The 17,879-nt window shown below is 67.3% G+C and carries 12 protein-coding genes; all 12 read left to right on the forward strand.

All coding sequences use genetic code 11. The features are described 5' to 3' along the window. Window positions 1-186: 186 nt before the first annotated feature. Window positions 187-3,672 carry a DNA-directed RNA polymerase subunit beta gene (rpoB, locus tag ABD198_RS01875; protein ID WP_343997515.1) on the forward strand — a complete coding sequence of 1,162 codons (3,486 nt, stop codon included), beginning with the start codon at window positions 187-189 and terminating at the stop codon, window positions 3,670-3,672. Between the two features lie 94 nt (window positions 3,673-3,766). Next, window positions 3,767-7,666 (forward strand): DNA-directed RNA polymerase subunit beta', encoded by a 3,900-nt coding sequence (locus tag ABD198_RS01880; RefSeq protein ID WP_343997516.1) that lies wholly within the window; start codon window positions 3,767-3,769, stop codon window positions 7,664-7,666. 145 nt (window positions 7,667-7,811) lie between these two features. Then, window positions 7,812-8,369, forward strand: coding sequence for a DUF1707 and DUF4190 domain-containing protein (locus ABD198_RS01885; RefSeq protein ID WP_343997517.1), 558 nt, complete (start codon window positions 7,812-7,814; stop codon window positions 8,367-8,369). A gap of 403 nt (window positions 8,370-8,772) precedes the next feature. After that, window positions 8,773-9,144: a 30S ribosomal protein S12 gene (gene rpsL / locus ABD198_RS01890; protein ID WP_003948652.1), complete on the forward strand. Its 372-nt coding sequence runs from the start codon at window positions 8,773-8,775 to the stop codon at window positions 9,142-9,144. Between the two features lie 2 nt (window positions 9,145-9,146). Beyond that, window positions 9,147-9,617, forward strand: a complete 471-nt coding sequence (gene rpsG, locus ABD198_RS01895) for a 30S ribosomal protein S7 (protein ID WP_167991111.1) — start codon at window positions 9,147-9,149, stop codon at window positions 9,615-9,617. A gap of 39 nt (window positions 9,618-9,656) precedes the next feature. Then, window positions 9,657-11,783: an elongation factor G gene (gene fusA / locus ABD198_RS01900; protein WP_343997518.1), complete on the forward strand. Its 2,127-nt coding sequence runs from the start codon at window positions 9,657-9,659 to the stop codon at window positions 11,781-11,783. 154 nt (window positions 11,784-11,937) lie between these two features. Further along, a complete protein-coding gene (gene tuf, locus ABD198_RS01905) occupies window positions 11,938-13,131 on the forward strand; it encodes an elongation factor Tu (RefSeq protein WP_343997519.1) in 1,194 nt (397 codons plus the stop codon). A gap of 187 nt (window positions 13,132-13,318) precedes the next feature. Beyond that, the gene (locus ABD198_RS01910; RefSeq protein ID WP_343997520.1) at window positions 13,319-14,203 is read left to right on the forward strand and encodes an RpnC/YadD family protein; all 885 of its coding nucleotides are present in this window, start codon (window positions 13,319-13,321) and stop codon (window positions 14,201-14,203) included. A gap of 331 nt (window positions 14,204-14,534) precedes the next feature. Next, complete coding sequence (gene gdhA / locus ABD198_RS01915) at window positions 14,535-15,899, forward strand: NADP-specific glutamate dehydrogenase (RefSeq protein WP_343997521.1); 1,365 nt, start codon at window positions 14,535-14,537, stop codon at window positions 15,897-15,899. A gap of 213 nt (window positions 15,900-16,112) precedes the next feature. Further along, a complete protein-coding gene (locus ABD198_RS01920) occupies window positions 16,113-16,442 on the forward strand; it encodes a cupin domain-containing protein (RefSeq protein ID WP_343997522.1) in 330 nt (109 codons plus the stop codon). Window positions 16,443-16,906: 464 nt separating this feature from the next. After that, entirely contained in the window at window positions 16,907-17,215 is a 309-nt protein-coding gene (rpsJ, locus tag ABD198_RS01925) for a 30S ribosomal protein S10 (RefSeq protein WP_003948644.1), read from the forward strand. 18 nt (window positions 17,216-17,233) lie between these two features. Then, entirely contained in the window at window positions 17,234-17,878 is a 645-nt protein-coding gene (gene rplC, locus ABD198_RS01930) for a 50S ribosomal protein L3 (protein ID WP_343997523.1), read from the forward strand. The last annotated feature ends 1 nt before the right edge of the window (window position 17,879 follow it).

The raw sequence follows: 17,879 nt of genomic DNA on the forward strand, positions 1-17,879 counted from the left end.
CACTGACCCTTTGCGCTGCCTGTTAGCTGCCCCCTGCCCGTCACCAGGGGTCTGCCCTCGCCTCAGCACCGATGTACAGAACGCCTCTGACCTGGCCTTTCGGTCCCGTCAGAAGGAGTCTGTCCCGGGGCACGGTGGGGGACCGGTACGCGCGTAGTGAGTCCGAGCCCTCGGAAGGACCCCCTCTTGGCCGCCTCGCGCAACGCCTCGACCGCGAATACGAACAACGGCGCCAGCACCGCCCCGCTGCGCATCTCCTTTGCAAAGATCAAGGAGCCCCTCGAGGTTCCGAACCTTCTCGCGCTCCAGACCGAGAGCTTCGACTGGCTGCTCGGCAACGACGCGTGGAAGGCTCGCGTCGAGGAGGCTCTCGAGAACGGTCAGGACGTCCCCACCAAGTCCGGTCTGGAGGAGATCTTCGAGGAGATCTCCCCGATCGAGGACTTCTCCGGGTCGATGTCGCTGACCTTCCGTGACCACCGCTTCGAGCCGCCGAAGAACAGCATCGACGAGTGCAAGGAGCGCGACTTCACCTACGCGGCTCCGCTCTTCGTCACCGCCGAGTTCACCAACAACGAGACCGGCGAGATCAAGTCCCAGACCGTCTTCATGGGCGACTTCCCGCTCATGACGAACAAGGGCACCTTCGTCATCAACGGCACCGAGCGTGTCGTGGTGTCGCAGCTGGTCCGTTCGCCTGGTGTCTACTTCGACTCCAGCATCGACAAGACCTCGGACAAGGACATCTTCTCCGCCAAGATCATCCCCTCCCGGGGTGCCTGGCTGGAGATGGAGATCGACAAGCGCGACATGGTCGGTGTGCGCATCGACCGCAAGCGCAAGCAGTCCGTCACCGTGCTGCTCAAGGCGCTCGGCTGGACCACCGAGCAGATCCTGGAGGAGTTCGGCGAGTACGAGTCGATGCGCGCCACCCTGGAGAAGGACCACACCCAGGGCCAGGACGACGCACTGCTCGACATCTACCGCAAGCTGCGTCCGGGCGAGCCCCCCACGCGTGAGGCCGCGCAGACGCTGCTGGAGAACCTCTACTTCAACCCCAAGCGCTACGACCTCGCCAAGGTCGGCCGCTACAAGGTCAACAAGAAGCTGGGTACGGACACCCCGCTGGACGCGGGCATCCTGACCGTCGAGGACATCATCGCGACGATCAAGTACCTGGTGAAGCTGCACGCCGGTGAGACCGAGACGGTCGGCGACAACGGTGAGACGGTCGTCGTCGAGACCGACGACATCGACCACTTCGGCAACCGCCGTCTGCGCAGCGTCGGCGAGCTCATCCAGAACCAGGTCCGCACGGGTCTGGCCCGGATGGAGCGCGTCGTGCGCGAGCGCATGACCACGCAGGACGTCGAGGCGATCACGCCGCAGACCCTGATCAACATCCGGCCGGTCGTCGCCTCCATCAAGGAGTTCTTCGGCACCAGCCAGCTGTCCCAGTTCATGGACCAGAACAACCCGCTGTCCGGGCTGACGCACAAGCGTCGTCTGTCCGCGCTCGGCCCGGGTGGTCTCTCCCGTGAGCGGGCCGGCTTCGAGGTCCGTGACGTGCACCCCTCGCACTACGGCCGCATGTGCCCGATCGAGACGCCGGAAGGCCCGAACATCGGTCTGATCGGCTCGCTCGCCACCTACGGCCGGGTCAACGCGTTCGGTTTCGTGGAGACCCCGTACCGCAAGGTGTTCGAGGGCCAGGTCACCGACCAGGTCGACTACCTCACCGCCGACGAGGAGGACCGCTTCGTCATCGCGCAGGCCAACGCGCCGCTCACCGATGACCTGCGGTTCGCCGAGAACCGCGTGCTGGTCCGCCGCAAGGGCGGCGAGGTCGACTACGTCGGCCCCGAGGACGTGGACTACATGGACGTCTCGCCGCGCCAGATGGTGTCGGTCGCGACCGCCATGATCCCCTTCCTGGAGCACGACGACGCCAACCGTGCCCTCATGGGCGCGAACATGATGCGCCAGGCCGTTCCGCTGATCCAGGCGGAGGCCCCGCTCGTCGGTACCGGCATGGAGTACCGCTCCGCCGTCGACGCCGGCGACGTCGTCAAGGCCGAGAAGTCCGGTGTGGTCCAGGAGGTCTCCGCGGACTACATCACCACCGCCAACGACGACGGCACGTACATCACGTACCGCCTGGCCAAGTTCGCCCGCTCCAACCAGGGCACCTCGGTCAACCAGAAGGTCATCGTCTCCGAGGGCGACCGCGTCGTCGAGGGCCAGGTCCTGGCCGACGGCCCGGCCACCCAGAACGGCGAGATGGCGCTCGGCAAGAACCTGCTGGTCGCGTTCATGCCGTGGGAGGGCCACAACTACGAGGACGCGATCATCCTGTCGCAGCGCCTCGTGCAGGACGACGTCCTCTCCTCGATCCACATCGAGGAGCACGAGGTCGACGCCCGTGACACCAAGCTCGGCCCCGAGGAGATCACCCGGGACATCCCGAACGTCTCCGAGGAGGTCCTCGCCGACCTCGACGAGCGCGGCATCATCCGCATCGGTGCCGAGGTCATCGCCGGCGACATCCTCGTCGGCAAGGTCACCCCGAAGGGTGAGACCGAGCTGACCCCCGAGGAGCGCCTGCTGCGCGCGATCTTCGGTGAGAAGGCCCGTGAGGTCCGTGACACCTCGCTGAAGGTGCCGCACGGCGAGACCGGCAAGGTCATCGGCGTGCGCGTCTTCGACCGCGAGGAGGGCGACGAGCTGCCGCCGGGCGTGAACCAGCTGGTCCGCGTCTACGTCGCGCAGAAGCGCAAGATCACCGACGGTGACAAGCTCGCCGGCCGCCACGGCAACAAGGGCGTCATCTCCAAGATCCTGCCGATCGAGGACATGCCGTTCCTGGAGGACGGCACCCCGGTCGACATCATCCTCAACCCGCTGGGCGTGCCGTCCCGGATGAACCCGGGACAGGTCCTGGAGATCCACCTCGGCTGGCTCGCCAGCCAGGGCTGGGACGTCTCCGGCCTCCAGGAGGAGTGGGCCAAGCGCCTCCAGGCGATCGGAGCCGACCGCGTCGAGCCGCGCACCAACGTGGCCACCCCGGTCTTCGACGGTGCCCGCGAGGACGAGCTCGCCGGTCTGCTGGAGCACACCATGCCCAACCGCGACGGCGACCGCCTGGTGCTGCCGTCCGGCAAGGCGCGGCTGTTCGACGGCCGCTCCGGTGAGCCGTTCCCGGACCCGATCTCCGTCGGGTACATGTACATCCTCAAGCTGCACCACCTGGTCGACGACAAGCTGCACGCCCGCTCGACCGGTCCGTACTCGATGATCACCCAGCAGCCGCTGGGCGGTAAGGCCCAGTTCGGTGGCCAGCGGTTCGGCGAGATGGAGGTGTGGGCACTCGAGGCGTACGGCGCCGCCTACGCCCTCCAGGAGCTGCTGACCATCAAGTCCGACGACGTCACCGGCCGCGTGAAGGTCTACGAGGCCATCGTCAAGGGCGAGAACATCCCCGAACCCGGCATCCCCGAGTCCTTCAAGGTGCTCATCAAGGAGATGCAGTCGCTCTGCCTGAACGTGGAGGTGCTGTCCAGCGACGGTATGTCCATCGAGATGCGTGACACCGACGAGGACGTCTTCCGCGCAGCGGAGGAGCTCGGTATCGACCTGTCCCGGCGCGAGCCGAGCAGCGTCGAAGAGGTCTGACGGGAGTCCGGCGGCCTTCCGTTCCGGAGGCCGCCGGCCCCAGGACCCCCGTTTCAGACCACAGACTTACGACCCTGAGAGGGATTGACGCATAGTGCTCGACGTCAACTTCTTCGACGAGCTCCGGATCGGCCTGGCCACCGCTGACGACATCCGTCAGTGGAGCCACGGCGAGGTCAAGAAGCCCGAGACCATCAACTACCGCACCCTCAAGCCCGAGAAGGACGGACTCTTCTGCGAGAAGATCTTCGGTCCGACCCGGGACTGGGAGTGCTACTGCGGCAAGTACAAGCGCGTCCGATTCAAGGGCATCATCTGCGAGCGCTGTGGCGTCGAGGTCACGCGCGCCAAGGTGCGCCGTGAGCGGATGGGCCACATCGAGCTGGCCGCCCCTGTCACGCACATCTGGTACTTCAAGGGCGTCCCGTCGCGCCTGGGCTACCTGCTGGACCTGGCGCCGAAGGACCTCGAGAAGGTCATCTACTTCGCCGCCTACATGATCACGTGGGTCGACGAGGAGCGCCGTGCCCGCGACCTGCCCTCGCTGGAGGCCCACGTCTCCGTCGAGCGCCAGCAGATCGAGCAGCGCCGCGACGCCGACCTGGAGGCCCGCGCCAAGAAGCTCGAGGCCGACCTCGCCGAGCTGGAGGCCGAGGGCGCCAAGGCCGATGTGCGCCGCAAGGTGCGCGAGGGTGCCGAGCGCGAGATGAAGCAGCTGCGCGACCGCGCGCAGCGCGAGATCGACCGCCTCGACGAGGTGTGGAACCGGTTCAAGAACCTCAAGGTCCAGGACCTCGAGGGCGACGAGCTGCTCTACCGCGAGCTGCGCGACCGCTTCGGCACGTACTTCGACGGCTCGATGGGTGCCGCGGCGCTGCAGAAGCGCCTGGAGTCCTTCGACCTCGAGGAGGAGGCCGAGAAGCTCCGCGAGATCATCCGCACCGGCAAGGGCCAGAAGAAGACCCGCGCCCTGAAGCGGCTGAAGGTCGTCTCCGCGTTCCTGCAGACCTCCAACAGCCCCAAGGGCATGGTCCTGGACTGCGTCCCGGTCATCCCGCCGGACCTGCGTCCGATGGTGCAGCTGGACGGTGGCCGCTTCGCGACCTCCGACCTGAACGACCTGTACCGCCGGGTCATCAACCGCAACAACCGTCTGAAGAGGCTGCTGGACCTCGGCGCGCCCGAGATCATCGTCAACAACGAGAAGCGCATGCTTCAGGAGGCCGTTGACGCCCTCTTCGACAACGGCCGCCGCGGCCGTCCGGTGACCGGTCCCGGCAACCGCCCGCTGAAGTCCCTCAGCGACATGCTGAAGGGCAAGCAGGGCCGCTTCCGTCAGAACCTGCTCGGTAAGCGTGTCGACTACTCGGCGCGTTCCGTGATCGTCGTCGGTCCGCAGCTGAAGCTGCACCAGTGCGGTCTGCCGAAGGCGATGGCGCTGGAGCTGTTCAAGCCGTTCGTGATGAAGCGCCTGGTCGACCTGAACCACGCGCAGAACATCAAGAGCGCCAAGCGGATGGTCGAGCGCGGCCGCACCGTGGTGTACGACGTCCTCGAAGAGGTCATCGCCGAGCACCCGGTGCTGCTGAACCGTGCGCCCACCCTGCACCGTCTGGGCATCCAGGCCTTCGAGCCGCAGCTGGTCGAGGGCAAGGCCATTCAGATCCACCCGCTCGTGTGCACCGCGTTCAACGCGGACTTCGACGGTGACCAGATGGCCGTGCACCTGCCGCTGTCCGCGGAGGCCCAGGCCGAGGCCCGCATCCTGATGCTGTCCTCGAACAACATCCTCAAGCCGGCCGACGGCCGTCCGGTGACGATGCCGACCCAGGACATGGTCCTCGGTCTGTTCTTCCTCACCACCGACGGCGAGATGCGCGACCTGAAGGGCGAGGGCCGTTCCTTCTCCTCGGTCGCCGAGGCGATCATGGCCTTCGACGCGGGCGAGCTGTCGCTCCAGTCGAAGATCGACGTCCGCTTCCCGGTCGGCACCATCCCGCCGCGCGGCTGGACCCCGCCGGCGCGCGAGGAGGGTGAGCCCGAGTGGCAGCCCGGTGACAGCTTCCGGCTGAACACCACCCTGGGCCGTGCGCTCTTCAACGAGCTGCTGCCCGAGGACTACCCGTTCGTCGACTACGAGGTCGGCAAGAAGCAGCTCTCCGAGATCGTCAACGACCTCGCCGAGCGCTACCCGAAGGTCATCGTGGCGGCGACGCTCGACAACCTGAAGGCGGCCGGCTTCTACTGGGCCACCCGTTCCGGCGTCACCGTCGCCATCTCCGACGTGGTCGTCCCCGAGGCGAAGAAGGAGATCGTCGCCAAGTGGGAGGCCGCTGACGAGAAGGTCCAGAAGCAGTACGAGCGCGGTCTGATCACCAAGGACGAGCGCACGCAGGAGCTCATCCAGATCTGGACCCAGGCGACCAACGAGGTCGCCGAGGCGATGAACGACAACTTCCCCAAGACCAACCCGATCTTCATGATGGTGAACTCGGGTGCGCGAGGCAACATGATGCAGATGCGTCAGATTGCCGGTATGCGCGGTCTGGTGTCGAACGCCAAGAACGAGACGATCCCGCGGCCCATCAAGGCCTCGTTCCGTGAGGGTCTGTCCGTGCTGGAGTACTTCATCTCCACGCACGGTGCCCGTAAGGGTCTGGCGGACACGGCTCTGCGTACCGCCGACTCGGGTTACCTCACCCGTCGTCTGGTCGACGTCTCCCAGGACGTCATCATCCGCGAGGAGGACTGCGGCACCGACCGCGGCCTGCGCCTGAAGATCGCCGACCGCGACGCCGACGGCGTGCTGCGCAAGGCGGAGAACGTCGAGACCTCGGTGTACGCCCGCTGCCTCGCGGAGGACATCGTGGTCGACGGCCAGGTGCTGGCCCCGGCCGGCACCGACCTGGGCGACGTGCTCATCGAGGAGCTGATCTCCCGCGGCGTCGAGGAGGTCAAGACCCGCTCGGTCCTGACCTGCGAGTCCGCCGTCGGCACCTGCGCGATGTGCTACGGCCGCTCGCTGGCCACCGGCAAGCTGGTGGACATCGGCGAGGCGGTCGGCATCATCGCCGCCCAGTCCATCGGTGAGCCCGGTACCCAGCTGACGATGCGTACCTTCCACACCGGTGGTGTGGCCGGTGACGACATCACCCAGGGTCTGCCGCGTGTCGTCGAGCTCTTCGAGGCCCGTACCCCGAAGGGTGTCGCCCCGATCTCCGAGGCCTCCGGCCGCGTGCGGATCGAGGAGACCGAGAAGACCAAGAAGATCGTCATCACGCCGGACGACGGCAGCGACGAGACGTCCTACCCGATCTCGAAGCGCGCCCGTCTCCTGGTCAGCGACGGCGACCACGTCGAGGTGGGCCAGAAGCTCACCGTGGGTGCCACCAACCCGCACGACGTGCTGCGCATCCTGGGCCAGCGTGCCGTCCAGGTCCACCTGGTCGGCGAGGTCCAGAAGGTCTACAACTCGCAGGGTGTGTCGATCCACGACAAGCACATCGAGATCATCATCCGGCAGATGCTGCGCCGGGTGACGATCATCGAGTCCGGCGACGCCGAGCTGCTGCCCGGTGAGCTGGTCGAGCGCTCGAAGTTCGAGCAGGAGAACCGTCGTGTGGTCCAGGAGGGCGGTCACCCGGCCTCCGGCCGTCCGCAGCTCATGGGCATCACCAAGGCCTCGCTGGCCACGGAGTCCTGGCTGTCGGCGGCGTCCTTCCAGGAGACGACGCGAGTCCTCACGGACGCGGCGATCAACGCCAAGTCCGACTCGCTGATCGGCCTCAAGGAGAACGTCATCATCGGTAAGCTCATCCCGGCCGGTACGGGCCTGTCCCGCTACCGCAACATCCGGGTCGAGCCGACCGAGGAGGCCAAGGCCGCGATGTACTCGGCCGTCGGCTACGACGACATCGACTACTCGCCGTTCGGCACCGGCTCCGGCCAGGCCGTCCCGCTGGAGGACTACGACTACGGTCCGTACAACCAGTAAGGCGCACGTCCACTGAAGGGCGGCCACTCCGCGAGGGGTGGCCGCCCTTCGGCGTTCCCCGGCGGGTCCGCCGGTGCGTTTCTCGGTGCCTGAACGGGCCGCTGGGCGCATCATGGAGACACGCCGGTCTTCCGGGAGGTGCCCCGTGTCGCAGCCGCCGTATCCCTCATGGCAGCCCTGGCAGCAGCAGCCCGGTGTCCCGCAGCCGTGGCAGCCGTGGGGCCTTCGGAACGCGCCGTCGATGCTCGCCTCGCACGCCGACCGGGAACGGGCCGTGGACGTGCTCAGAGCCGGGTACGGCGAGGGGCGCATGGAGCAGGAGGAGTTCGAGCGGCGCGTGGCACGGGCGTACGCGGCGCGCACGGTGGGGGAGCTGGCGCTGCTGGTGGCGGATCTGCCGCAGGGGCCCGCTCCGCACCCCGTGGCGCACCCCGTGCCCCCGGCGTTCCTGCCGGCGCCCAGGCCCCGGGTGAACGGCAAGGCGGTCGCCTCGGCCGTGTGCGGGGGGCTGTGTCTGCTGACGTTCGGGCTGACCGGCATCCCGGCCGTGGTGCTGGGGCATGCCGCGCGGGCGGAGATGGCGCGCACCGGTGAGGAGGGGGACGCGCTGGCGCTGACCGGGCTGGCGCTCGGGTGGCTGTCGAACGCGGCGTGGGCGGTGCTGCTGATCCTGTCGTTCGTGCTGGCGCTGGTGGCTGCCTGAGGGGGGTTCCCCCCGGGTCCGGAGCCCGGCCGCGGGGCTTCCGGCGGGACCCAGGGACCGGTGGGTCCTACGATGGACAAAGCACCCGAATCACCCGTGGGCCGGAGATTTGAAGATCGTCTTCGACGCGGGGTCTTGACATGCGTCCCGCACCCCTGTGGGCGGCGCCCATTTGTTTTGACCGCAGCGAATGCGATAGGTACGCTCAGACCTTGTGCCTGGGGTGTGCCCTGGCCTTCGTGCGTGCCATCACAACCGCACCGGAGGCCGATGAACGGCCACCGCAATCTGCGCTTCTTTTCGCCTTGTGGCGAAGGTCCGCACGATTCGACACACCCGACCGCGTGGGTCGGCGACGTTCCAGGTTAGCTGTACCCATCGGCACACAGAAACCGGAGAAGTAGTGCCTACGATCCAGCAGCTGGTCCGTAAGGGCCGGCAGGACAAGGTCGAAAAGAACAAGACGCCCGCACTCGAGGGCTCGCCCCAGCGTCGAGGCGTCTGCACGCGTGTGTTCACGACCACCCCGAAGAAGCCGAACTCGGCCCTCCGCAAGGTCGCGCGTGTGCGTCTGACCAGCGGCATCGAGGTCACCGCTTACATTCCGGGTGAGGGACACAACCTGCAGGAGCACTCCATCGTGCTCGTGCGAGGCGGCCGTGTGAAGGACCTGCCGGGTGTTCGTTACAAGATCATCCGTGGCTCCCTCGACACCCAGGGTGTCAAGAACCGCAAGCAGGCCCGCAGCCGTTACGGCGCCAAGAAGGAGAAGTAAGAATGCCTCGTAAGGGCCCCGCCCCGAAGCGCCCGGTCCACGTCGACCCGGTTTACGGCTCCCCCCTGGTGACCTCCCTGATCAACAAGGTGCTGCTGAACGGCAAGCGCTCCACCGCCGAGCGCATCGTTTACGGCGCCATGGAGGGCCTGCGTGAGAAGACCGGCAACGACCCGGTCATCACGCTCAAGCGCGCTCTCGACAACATCAAGCCGACCCTCGAGGTCAAGTCCCGCCGTGTCGGTGGTGCCACCTACCAGGTCCCGGTCGAGGTCAAGCCCGGCCGTGCCAACACGCTGGCACTGCGCTGGCTGGTCGGTTACTCCCGCGCCCGTCGCGAGAAGACCATGACCGAGCGTCTGCTCAACGAGCTCCTCGACGCCAGCAACGGCCTCGGTGCCGCTGTGAAGAAGCGCGAGGACACGCACAAGATGGCCGAGTCCAACAAGGCCTTCGCGCACTACCGCTGGTAGTCGCAGACCCCATCGAGACCGAGAGAAGAATGAAGCCTTATGGCTACCACTTCGCTTGACCTGGCCAGGGTCCGCAACATCGGGATCATGGCCCACATCGACGCGGGCAAGACGACGACCACCGAGCGGATCCTGTTCTACACCGGCGTTTCCTACAAGATCGGTGAGGTCCACGACGGCGCTGCCACCATGGACTGGATGGAGCAGGAGCAGGAGCGTGGCATCACGATCACCTCTGCTGCCACCACCTGCCACTGGCAGCTGGACGACGTCGACCACACCATCAACATCATCGACACGCCTGGCCACGTCGACTTCACCGTCGAGGTGGAGCGTTCCCTGCGCGTGCTCGACGGTGCCGTGACGGTGTTCGACGGCGTCGCCGGCGTCGAGCCTCAGTCCGAGACCGTGTGGCGTCAGGCGGACCGCTACGGCGTTCCGCGCATCTGCTTCGTCAACAAGCTCGACCGCACCGGTGCCGAGTTCCACCGCTGCGTCGACATGATCAAGGACCGCCTGGGCGCGCAGCCGCTGGTCATGCAGCTGCCCATCGGTGCCGAGGCCGACTTCAAGGGCGTCGTGGACCTGGTCCGCATGAAGGCGCTCGTGTGGTCCGCCGAGGCCGCCAAGGGCGAGATGTACGACGTCACCGACATCCCGGCCACGCACACCGAGGCCGCCGAGGAGTGGCGCGGCAAGCTGCTCGAGGCCGTCGCGGAGAACGACGAGGAGCTGATGGAGCTGTACCTCGAGGGCCAGGAGCCCACCGAGGAGCAGCTGTACGCGGCGATCCGCCGTATCACCATCGCCTCCGGCAAGGGCGGCGGCACCACCGTCACCCCCGTGTTCTGCGGTACCGCGTTCAAGAACAAGGGCGTGCAGCCCCTGCTCGACGCGGTCGTGCGCTACCTGCCCTCGCCGCTCGACGTCGAGGCCATCGAGGGTCACGACCCGAAGGACCCGGAGACGATCGTCCGGCGCAAGCCGTCCGACGAGGAGCCGCTGTCGGCGCTGGCGTTCAAGATCATGAGCGACCCGCACCTCGGCAAGCTCACCTTCGTCCGCGTGTACTCCGGCCGCCTGGAGTCCGGCACCCAGGTGCTGAACTCCGTGAAGGGCAAGAAGGAGCGCATCGGCAAGATCTACCGCATGCACGCCAACAAGCGTGAGGAGATCGAGTCGGTGGGCGCCGGCGACATCGTCGCCGTCATGGGTCTGAAGCAGACCACCACCGGTGAGACGCTCTCCGACGACAAGAGCCCGGTGATCCTGGAGTCCATGGACTTCCCGGCGCCGGTCATCCAGGTCGCCATCGAGCCCAAGTCGAAGGGCGACCAGGAGAAGCTCGGCGTCGCGATCCAGCGCCTGGCCGAGGAGGACCCGTCCTTCCAGGTCCACTCGGACGAGGAGACCGGCCAGACCATCATCGGCGGCATGGGCGAGCTGCACCTCGAGGTGCTGGTCGACCGCATGCGCCGTGAGTTCAAGGTCGAGGCCAACGTCGGCAAGCCGCAGGTGGCGTACCGTGAGACCATCCGCAAGGCGGTCGAGAAGGTCGAGTACACCCACAAGAAGCAGACGGGTGGTACCGGCCAGTTCGGTCGCGTCGTCATCTCGATCGAGCCGATCGAGGGCGGCGACGCCTCGTACGAGTTCGTCAACAAGGTCACCGGTGGCCGCGTGCCGAAGGAGTACATCCCCTCGGTCGACGCCGGCTGCCAGGAGGCCATGCAGTTCGGCATCCTCGCCGGCTACGAGATGACCGGCGTCCGCGTGACGCTGCTCGACGGTGCCTACCACGAGGTGGACTCCTCCGAGCTCGCGTTCAAGATCGCCGGTTCGCAGGCCTTCAAGGAGGCCGCGCGCAAGGCTTCGCCCGTGCTCCTGGAGCCGATGATGGCCGTCGAGGTCACCACGCCCGAGGACTACATGGGTGAGGTCATCGGCGACATCAACTCCCGCCGTGGCCAGATCCAGGCCATGGAGGAGCGGGCCGGTGCCCGCGTCGTGAAGGGCCTCGTGCCCCTGTCGGAGATGTTCGGCTACGTCGGAGACCTCCGCAGCAAGACGTCGGGTCGCGCAAGCTACTCGATGCAGTTCGACTCCTACGCCGAGGTTCCGCGGAACGTCGCCGAGGAGATCATCGCGAAGGCCAAGGGCGAGTAACGGACTCCGTTCATACGCCGTAGGCTTGACCCCGGAGCCTGCAAGGGGCATTCCGCCATCAACCCGTCGGAATGCCCCGGGCCCGGGTTTCCCAGCAAAGATCACCTGGCGCCGATGAGTAAGGCGTACAGAACCACTCCACAGGAGGACCCCAGTGGCGAAGGCGAAGTTCGAGCGGACTAAGCCGCACGTCAACATCGGCACCATCGGTCACATCGACCACGGTAAGACGACCCTCACGGCCGCCATTACCAAGGTGCTGCACGACAAGTACCCGGACCTGAACGAGGCTTCGGCCTTCGACCAGATCGACAAGGCTCCCGAGGAGCGCCAGCGCGGTATCACCATCTCCATCGCGCACGTCGAGTACCAGACGGAGGCGCGTCACTACGCCCACGTCGACTGCCCGGGTCACGCGGACTACATCAAGAACATGATCACCGGTGCTGCCCAGATGGACGGCGCCATCCTCGTGGTCGCCGCCACCGACGGCCCGATGCCGCAGACCAAGGAGCACGTGCTCCTGGCCCGCCAGGTCGGCGTGCCGTACATCGTGGTCGCCCTGAACAAGGCCGACATGGTGGACGACGAGGAGATCCTGGAGCTCGTCGAACTCGAGGTGCGTGAGCTCCTCTCCGAGTACGAGTTCCCCGGCGACGAGGTTCCGGTCGTCAAGGTCTCGGCGCTGAAGGCGCTCGAGGGCGACCCGAAGTGGGCCGAGTCCGTCATGGAGCTCATGAACGCTGTCGACACCTCGATCCCGGAGCCGGAGCGCGACGTCGACAAGCCGTTCCTGATGCCGATCGAGGACGTCTTCACCATCACCGGTCGCGGTACGGTCGTCACCGGCCGTATCGAGCGTGGTGTCCTCAAGGTCAACGAGGAAGTCGAGATCATCGGCATCAAGCCGGAGAAGACCAAGACCACGGTCACCGGCATCGAGATGTTCCGCAAGCTGCTCGACGAGGGCCAGGCCGGTGAGAACGTCGGTCTGCTGCTCCGCGGCATCAAGCGCGAGGACGTCGAGCGCGGCCAGGTCATCATCAAGCCGGGCTCGGTCACCCCGCACACCGAGTTCGAGGCCCAGGCCTACATCCTGTCGAAGGACGAGGGTGGCCGCCACACCCCGTTCTTCAACAACTACCGCCCGCAGTTCTACTTCCGTACCACGGACGTGACCGGTGTGGTGCACCTCCCCGAGGGCACCGAGATGGTCATGCCGGGCGACAACACCGAGATGCGCGTCGAGCTGATCCAGCCCGTCGCCATGGAGGAGGGCCTGAAGTTCGCCATCCGCGAGGGTGGCCGGACCGTCGGCGCCGGCCAGGTCACCAAGATCATCAAGTAAGACTTGCTGGTCTGACCTGGTAGCTCCACTGCGAGCAACCGCGGGGGCCCGCACGACTTCGGTCGTGCGGGCCCTTTCGCATGTGCGTCCGACCGTCGCGTCAACCCTCCTTCCCGCGGTTCATTCGGTCGCGTGAAGGACGGGCATGTGCCCCCGGCGTATGCCGATCCGTCCGTAGCTTGGCCCCGTGGTCAGTTCATCCCATGAGGCCCTGCACCGGATCTTCCAGGAGGACCCGGGCCTCTTCGCCCGCGTCGCCAGAAACCTCGGCGCCGCCTTTCCCCCGCCCATCGCCACGGTCGAGCTCTCCACCGACCTGACGGAGACCCGGCCGCTGGAACGCCGGGTGGACACCCTGCTGCAGATGGACACCGAGGACGGCAGTTTTCTCCTCGCGGTCGAGTCACAGGGCGAGCCGGACCCGCGCAAGCCCGCGAGCTGGGCGTACTACCTCTCGTACGCGTACGCCAAGTACCGCATTCCTCCAGTTCTCCTGGTCGTCTGCGCAGACCGGGGGACGGCCGCGTGGGCTGCCCGGCAGATCGACATCGGTCCCCGGCAGTGGCCCTCGCTCACCTTGCGCCCCCTCGTTCTGGGTCCGGACGACGTCCCGGTGATCGACAGTCCCGACGAAGCCGCCCGTGACATTCCGCTCACGGTTCTGTCAGCCGCGCTGCACAGCCGTGACCAGGGGGCCGATGCCATACTGAATGCGCTGGCAAAGGCACTCAAAGGCTTATCGGCCGAGGACGAGAACAGCGCAGTCTTCTTCATCGAGCTCACTGAACAAGGCCTCGGCAGGACGCCGGCCGCTGATCTCTGGAGGCATCTCATGGCCGTGGACCTCTCGTTCTTCCAGTCGCAGACCGCTCAGCAGCTCAGGGCCGAAGGCCGGGCCGAGGGCCGGGCGAAGGACATCCTGGTGCTGCTGGCCCATCGGGGTGTCGAGGTGCCGGAGGAGTCACGGGAGCGGATCCTCGGGTGTTCGGATCTCGACATGCTGAGTGTCTGGTTCACGCGGGCGATCACGGCGGCGTCGGTGGCGGAGGTCTTCGAGGGCGCCGCTGATTGAGCCGCAGCCGGACCTTGCCGAAGGTGTCGGCCGCTATGTCTATGTCACTGCGCCCCGTGGATCGCCGCGGGGCGCAGTGACATGCGTGGCTCACATGATCGCCGCGAGGCGTCGAGCGTCGAAGAGAATGAGTCCGTTGAGCCGGCCCCCGCCACCCCCTTTGGCCTCAGGATCTGTGCAAGTGCAAAAATGAGAGTTGGTCGCTTCTGCGGAGACCTTCCGGAGGCGGCCGTGTGTCTGCGCGCGGCAACGAAGCCGAGCGTCCACCGGTGCGCATGCGTATCTCAGGGCATGCCTCACCGGGAACAGCCGTGCCAGAAGGGAATCTGCAGTGACACGAACCGCCTCACACAGCGTTTCCACCTCGCTCGACCGGCTGCGCGCCGAGATCGAGCGCCGCAACCCGGCGGAGCCCGAGTTCCACCAGGCCGCACGCGAGGTGCTGCAGACGCTCGCCCCCGTGCTCGAGGCCCGGCCCGAGTACGCGGAGCCCGGGCTGGTGGAGCGGCTCGTCGAGCCCGAGCGGCAGATCATCTTCCGGGTGCCCTGGCAGGACGACAAGGGCAGGGTCCACGTCAACCGGGGCTTCCGGGTCGAGTTCAACAGCGCCCTCGGCCCGTACAAGGGCGGACTGCGCTTCCACCGCTCGGTGAACCTCGGGATCATCAAGTTCCTCGGCTTCGAGCAGATCTTCAAGAACGCGCTCACCGGGCTCGGCATCGGTGGCGGCAAGGGCGGCAGCGACTTCGACCCGCAGGGGCGCAGCGACGCCGAGGTGATGCGGTTCTGCCAGTCCTTCATGACGGAGCTGTACCGGCACATCGGCGAGTACACCGACATCCCGGCCGGTGACATCGGCGTCGGCGCCCGCGAGATCGGCTACCTCTTCGGCCAGTACCGGCGGATCACCAACCGCTGGGAGGGCGGCGTGCTCACCGGCAAGGCCGCCGGCTGGGGCGGCTCGCTGATCCGGCCCGAGGCCACCGGGTACGGCAATGTGTTGTTCGCCGAGGCCATGCTGCGGGCCCGCGGGGAGGACCTGGAGGGGCAGACCGCGGTGGTCTCCGGCTCCGGCAATGTCGCGATCCACACCATCGAGAAGCTGGCCGCGCTCGGTGCCAATCCCGTCACCTGCTCCGACTCCAGTGGCTATGTCGTCGACGAGAAGGGCATAGACGTCCAGCTGCTGCGGCAGGTCAAGGAGGTGGAGCGCGGGCGGGTGAGCGCCTACGCCGAGCGCCGGGGCGGCTCGGCGCGGTTCGTGCCGGGCGGGCGTGTCTGGGAGGTGCCGGCGGACGTGGCGCTTCCCTCGGCCACGCAGAACGAGCTGAACGCGGCCGATGCCACTGCGCTGATCCGCAACGGGGTGAAGGCGGTTTCCGAGGGGGCCAACATGCCGGCCACGCCCGAGGCGGTCGATCTGTTCCGGGAGGCCGGTGTCGCGTTCGGGCCCGGCAAGGCGGCGAACGCGGGTGGGGTCGCGGTGAGTGCGCTGGAGATGACGCAGAACGCGTCGCGGACGTCGTGGAAGGCGGAGCGGGTCGAGGCGGAGCTGGCGCGCATCATGACGGACATCTACACGACCTGCGCGGAGACCGCGGATCGCTATGGCGCGCCCGGCGATTACGTCACCGGGGCCAACATCGCCGGGTTCGAGCGGGTCGCGGACGCGATGCTCGCGCAGGGTGTCATTTGAGGGCTGCGTGCACCCGGCTCGGGTGCTGGGCGGGGGCGGGTTTGCGCTAGCCCCGCTGCAGGGGTGCCGCTGCGCCCACCCTCCCCCACTCTCGACTGCGCTCGAGCGAGGGGCGGGGGCCGGGCACCGTCCGTCGGAGTGAATCGTGGCGGAGGACACGATGTGCCCCGGATGGCCCTGGTGGGCGCCCCGTGCGCGGCGGAGGCTTGAGGCATGCGGAAGTTCTCACTCGACGCCCTGGCCCGTGAACATCTGGAGCGCGCCGCCGCGGCGGACACCGGCCGCAGCGCCACCACCGTCTACGGCGGCCATGAGCACGCCCTGCGCCAGACCCTGCTCGCGCTGACCGCCGGCACCGGGCTCTCCGAGCACGACAGCCCCGGCGAGGCCACCCTGCTGGTGCTGCGCGGCCGGGTCCGTCTGACCAGCGGCGACACCGCCTGGGAGGGCCGCACCGGCGATCTCATCGCGATCCCCCCGGCCCGCCACGCGCTGGAGGCACTGGAGGACGCGGTGGTCGTCCTCACGGTCGTGAAAAAGTGATCCGGGGTGCCGCGGCGGTTGCGAAACGGCGCTGACCGACGCCACCCTGTTTGATCCGAGGCCCCCGCGGGGTACTCTCTTCCGCTCGATTGGCCAGGCCCCTGCCCCGTATGGCAGACTGTCCGAGTTGCTCGGTCGAGTGTTGATGCTGCGCGCCTCCCGCCGGGAGGACCGGAAGCGAGTCCCACAGTACTCGTCGTCCCTGATCAGGGGCGGACGTACGGGAATCTTCCGGGAAGCGTGTGCGCGGCGCCGGCCAGGCACCCGGCGGGTCCGCGTCAGCACATGACGCTGTCGCCCCCGGTCCGCGGTTCCGGTAGGGCCGTGTGCATTCCCGCAGGAATGTTCGATCAAGGGACATCCATGTCAGCGGGAGCGCGACACGCCCGACCGCGTGGGTCGGAGGAGAAGGGCTGGAACGCCGGGTTCCAGAGCGTGAAGAGAGACAGGACTACGAAGTAGCCATGGCGGGACAGAAGATCCGCATCCGGCTCAAGGCCTACGACCACGAGGTCATCGACTCCTCGGCGAAGAAGATCGTCGAGACGGTGACCCGCACTGGTGCGTCGGTCGCGGGCCCGGTGCCGCTGCCCACTGAGAAGAACGTGTACTGCGTCATCAAGTCGCCGCACAAGTACAAGGACTCGCGCGAGCACTTCGAGATGCGCACGCACAAGCGCCTGATCGACATCCTCGACCCGACCCCCAAGACCGTTGACTCTCTGATGCGACTCGACCTCCCGGCCGGTGTCGACATCGAGATCAAGCTCTGAGGCCTGGTGATCTGAGAGATGGCTAAGCAGATCAAGGGCATCCTGGGCGAGAAGCTCGGCATGACGCAGGTGTGGGACGAGAACAACCGCGTTGTTCCCGTCACCGTCGTCAAGGCCGGGCCCAACGTCGTCACCCAGATCCGTACGAACGACACCGACGGCTACGAGTCCGTCCAGATCGCCTTCGGCGAGATCGACCCGCGCAAGGTGAACAAGCCCCTCAAGGGCCACTTCGCCAAGGCCGACGTCACCCCCCGTCGTCACCTCGTCGAGATCCGCACGTCGGACGCCTCCGAGTACACGCTGGGCCAGGAGATCACCGCCGAGGTGTTCGAGGCCGGCACCAAGGTCGACGTGACCGGCAAGAGCAAGGGCAAGGGCTTCGCCGGTGTCATGAAGCGTCACAACTTCGGTGGCCTCGGTGCCGGGCACGGCACCCAGCGCAAGCACCGCTCGCCCGGTTCCATCGGTGGCTGCGCCACCCCGGGCCGTGTGTTCAAGGGCCTCCGCATGGCGGGTCGCATGGGCAACGAGCGGGTCACCACCCAGAACCTGACCGTCCACGCCGTTGACGCGGAGAAGGGTCTGCTGCTCATCAAGGGCGCGGTTCCCGGTCCGAACGGCGGCCTCGTCCTGGTCCGCACCGCGGCCAAGGGGGCCTGAG

This window comes from Streptomyces thermocarboxydovorans (assembly GCF_039524635.1).
Lineage (GTDB): Bacteria > Actinomycetota > Actinomycetes > Streptomycetales > Streptomycetaceae > Streptomyces > Streptomyces thermocarboxydovorans.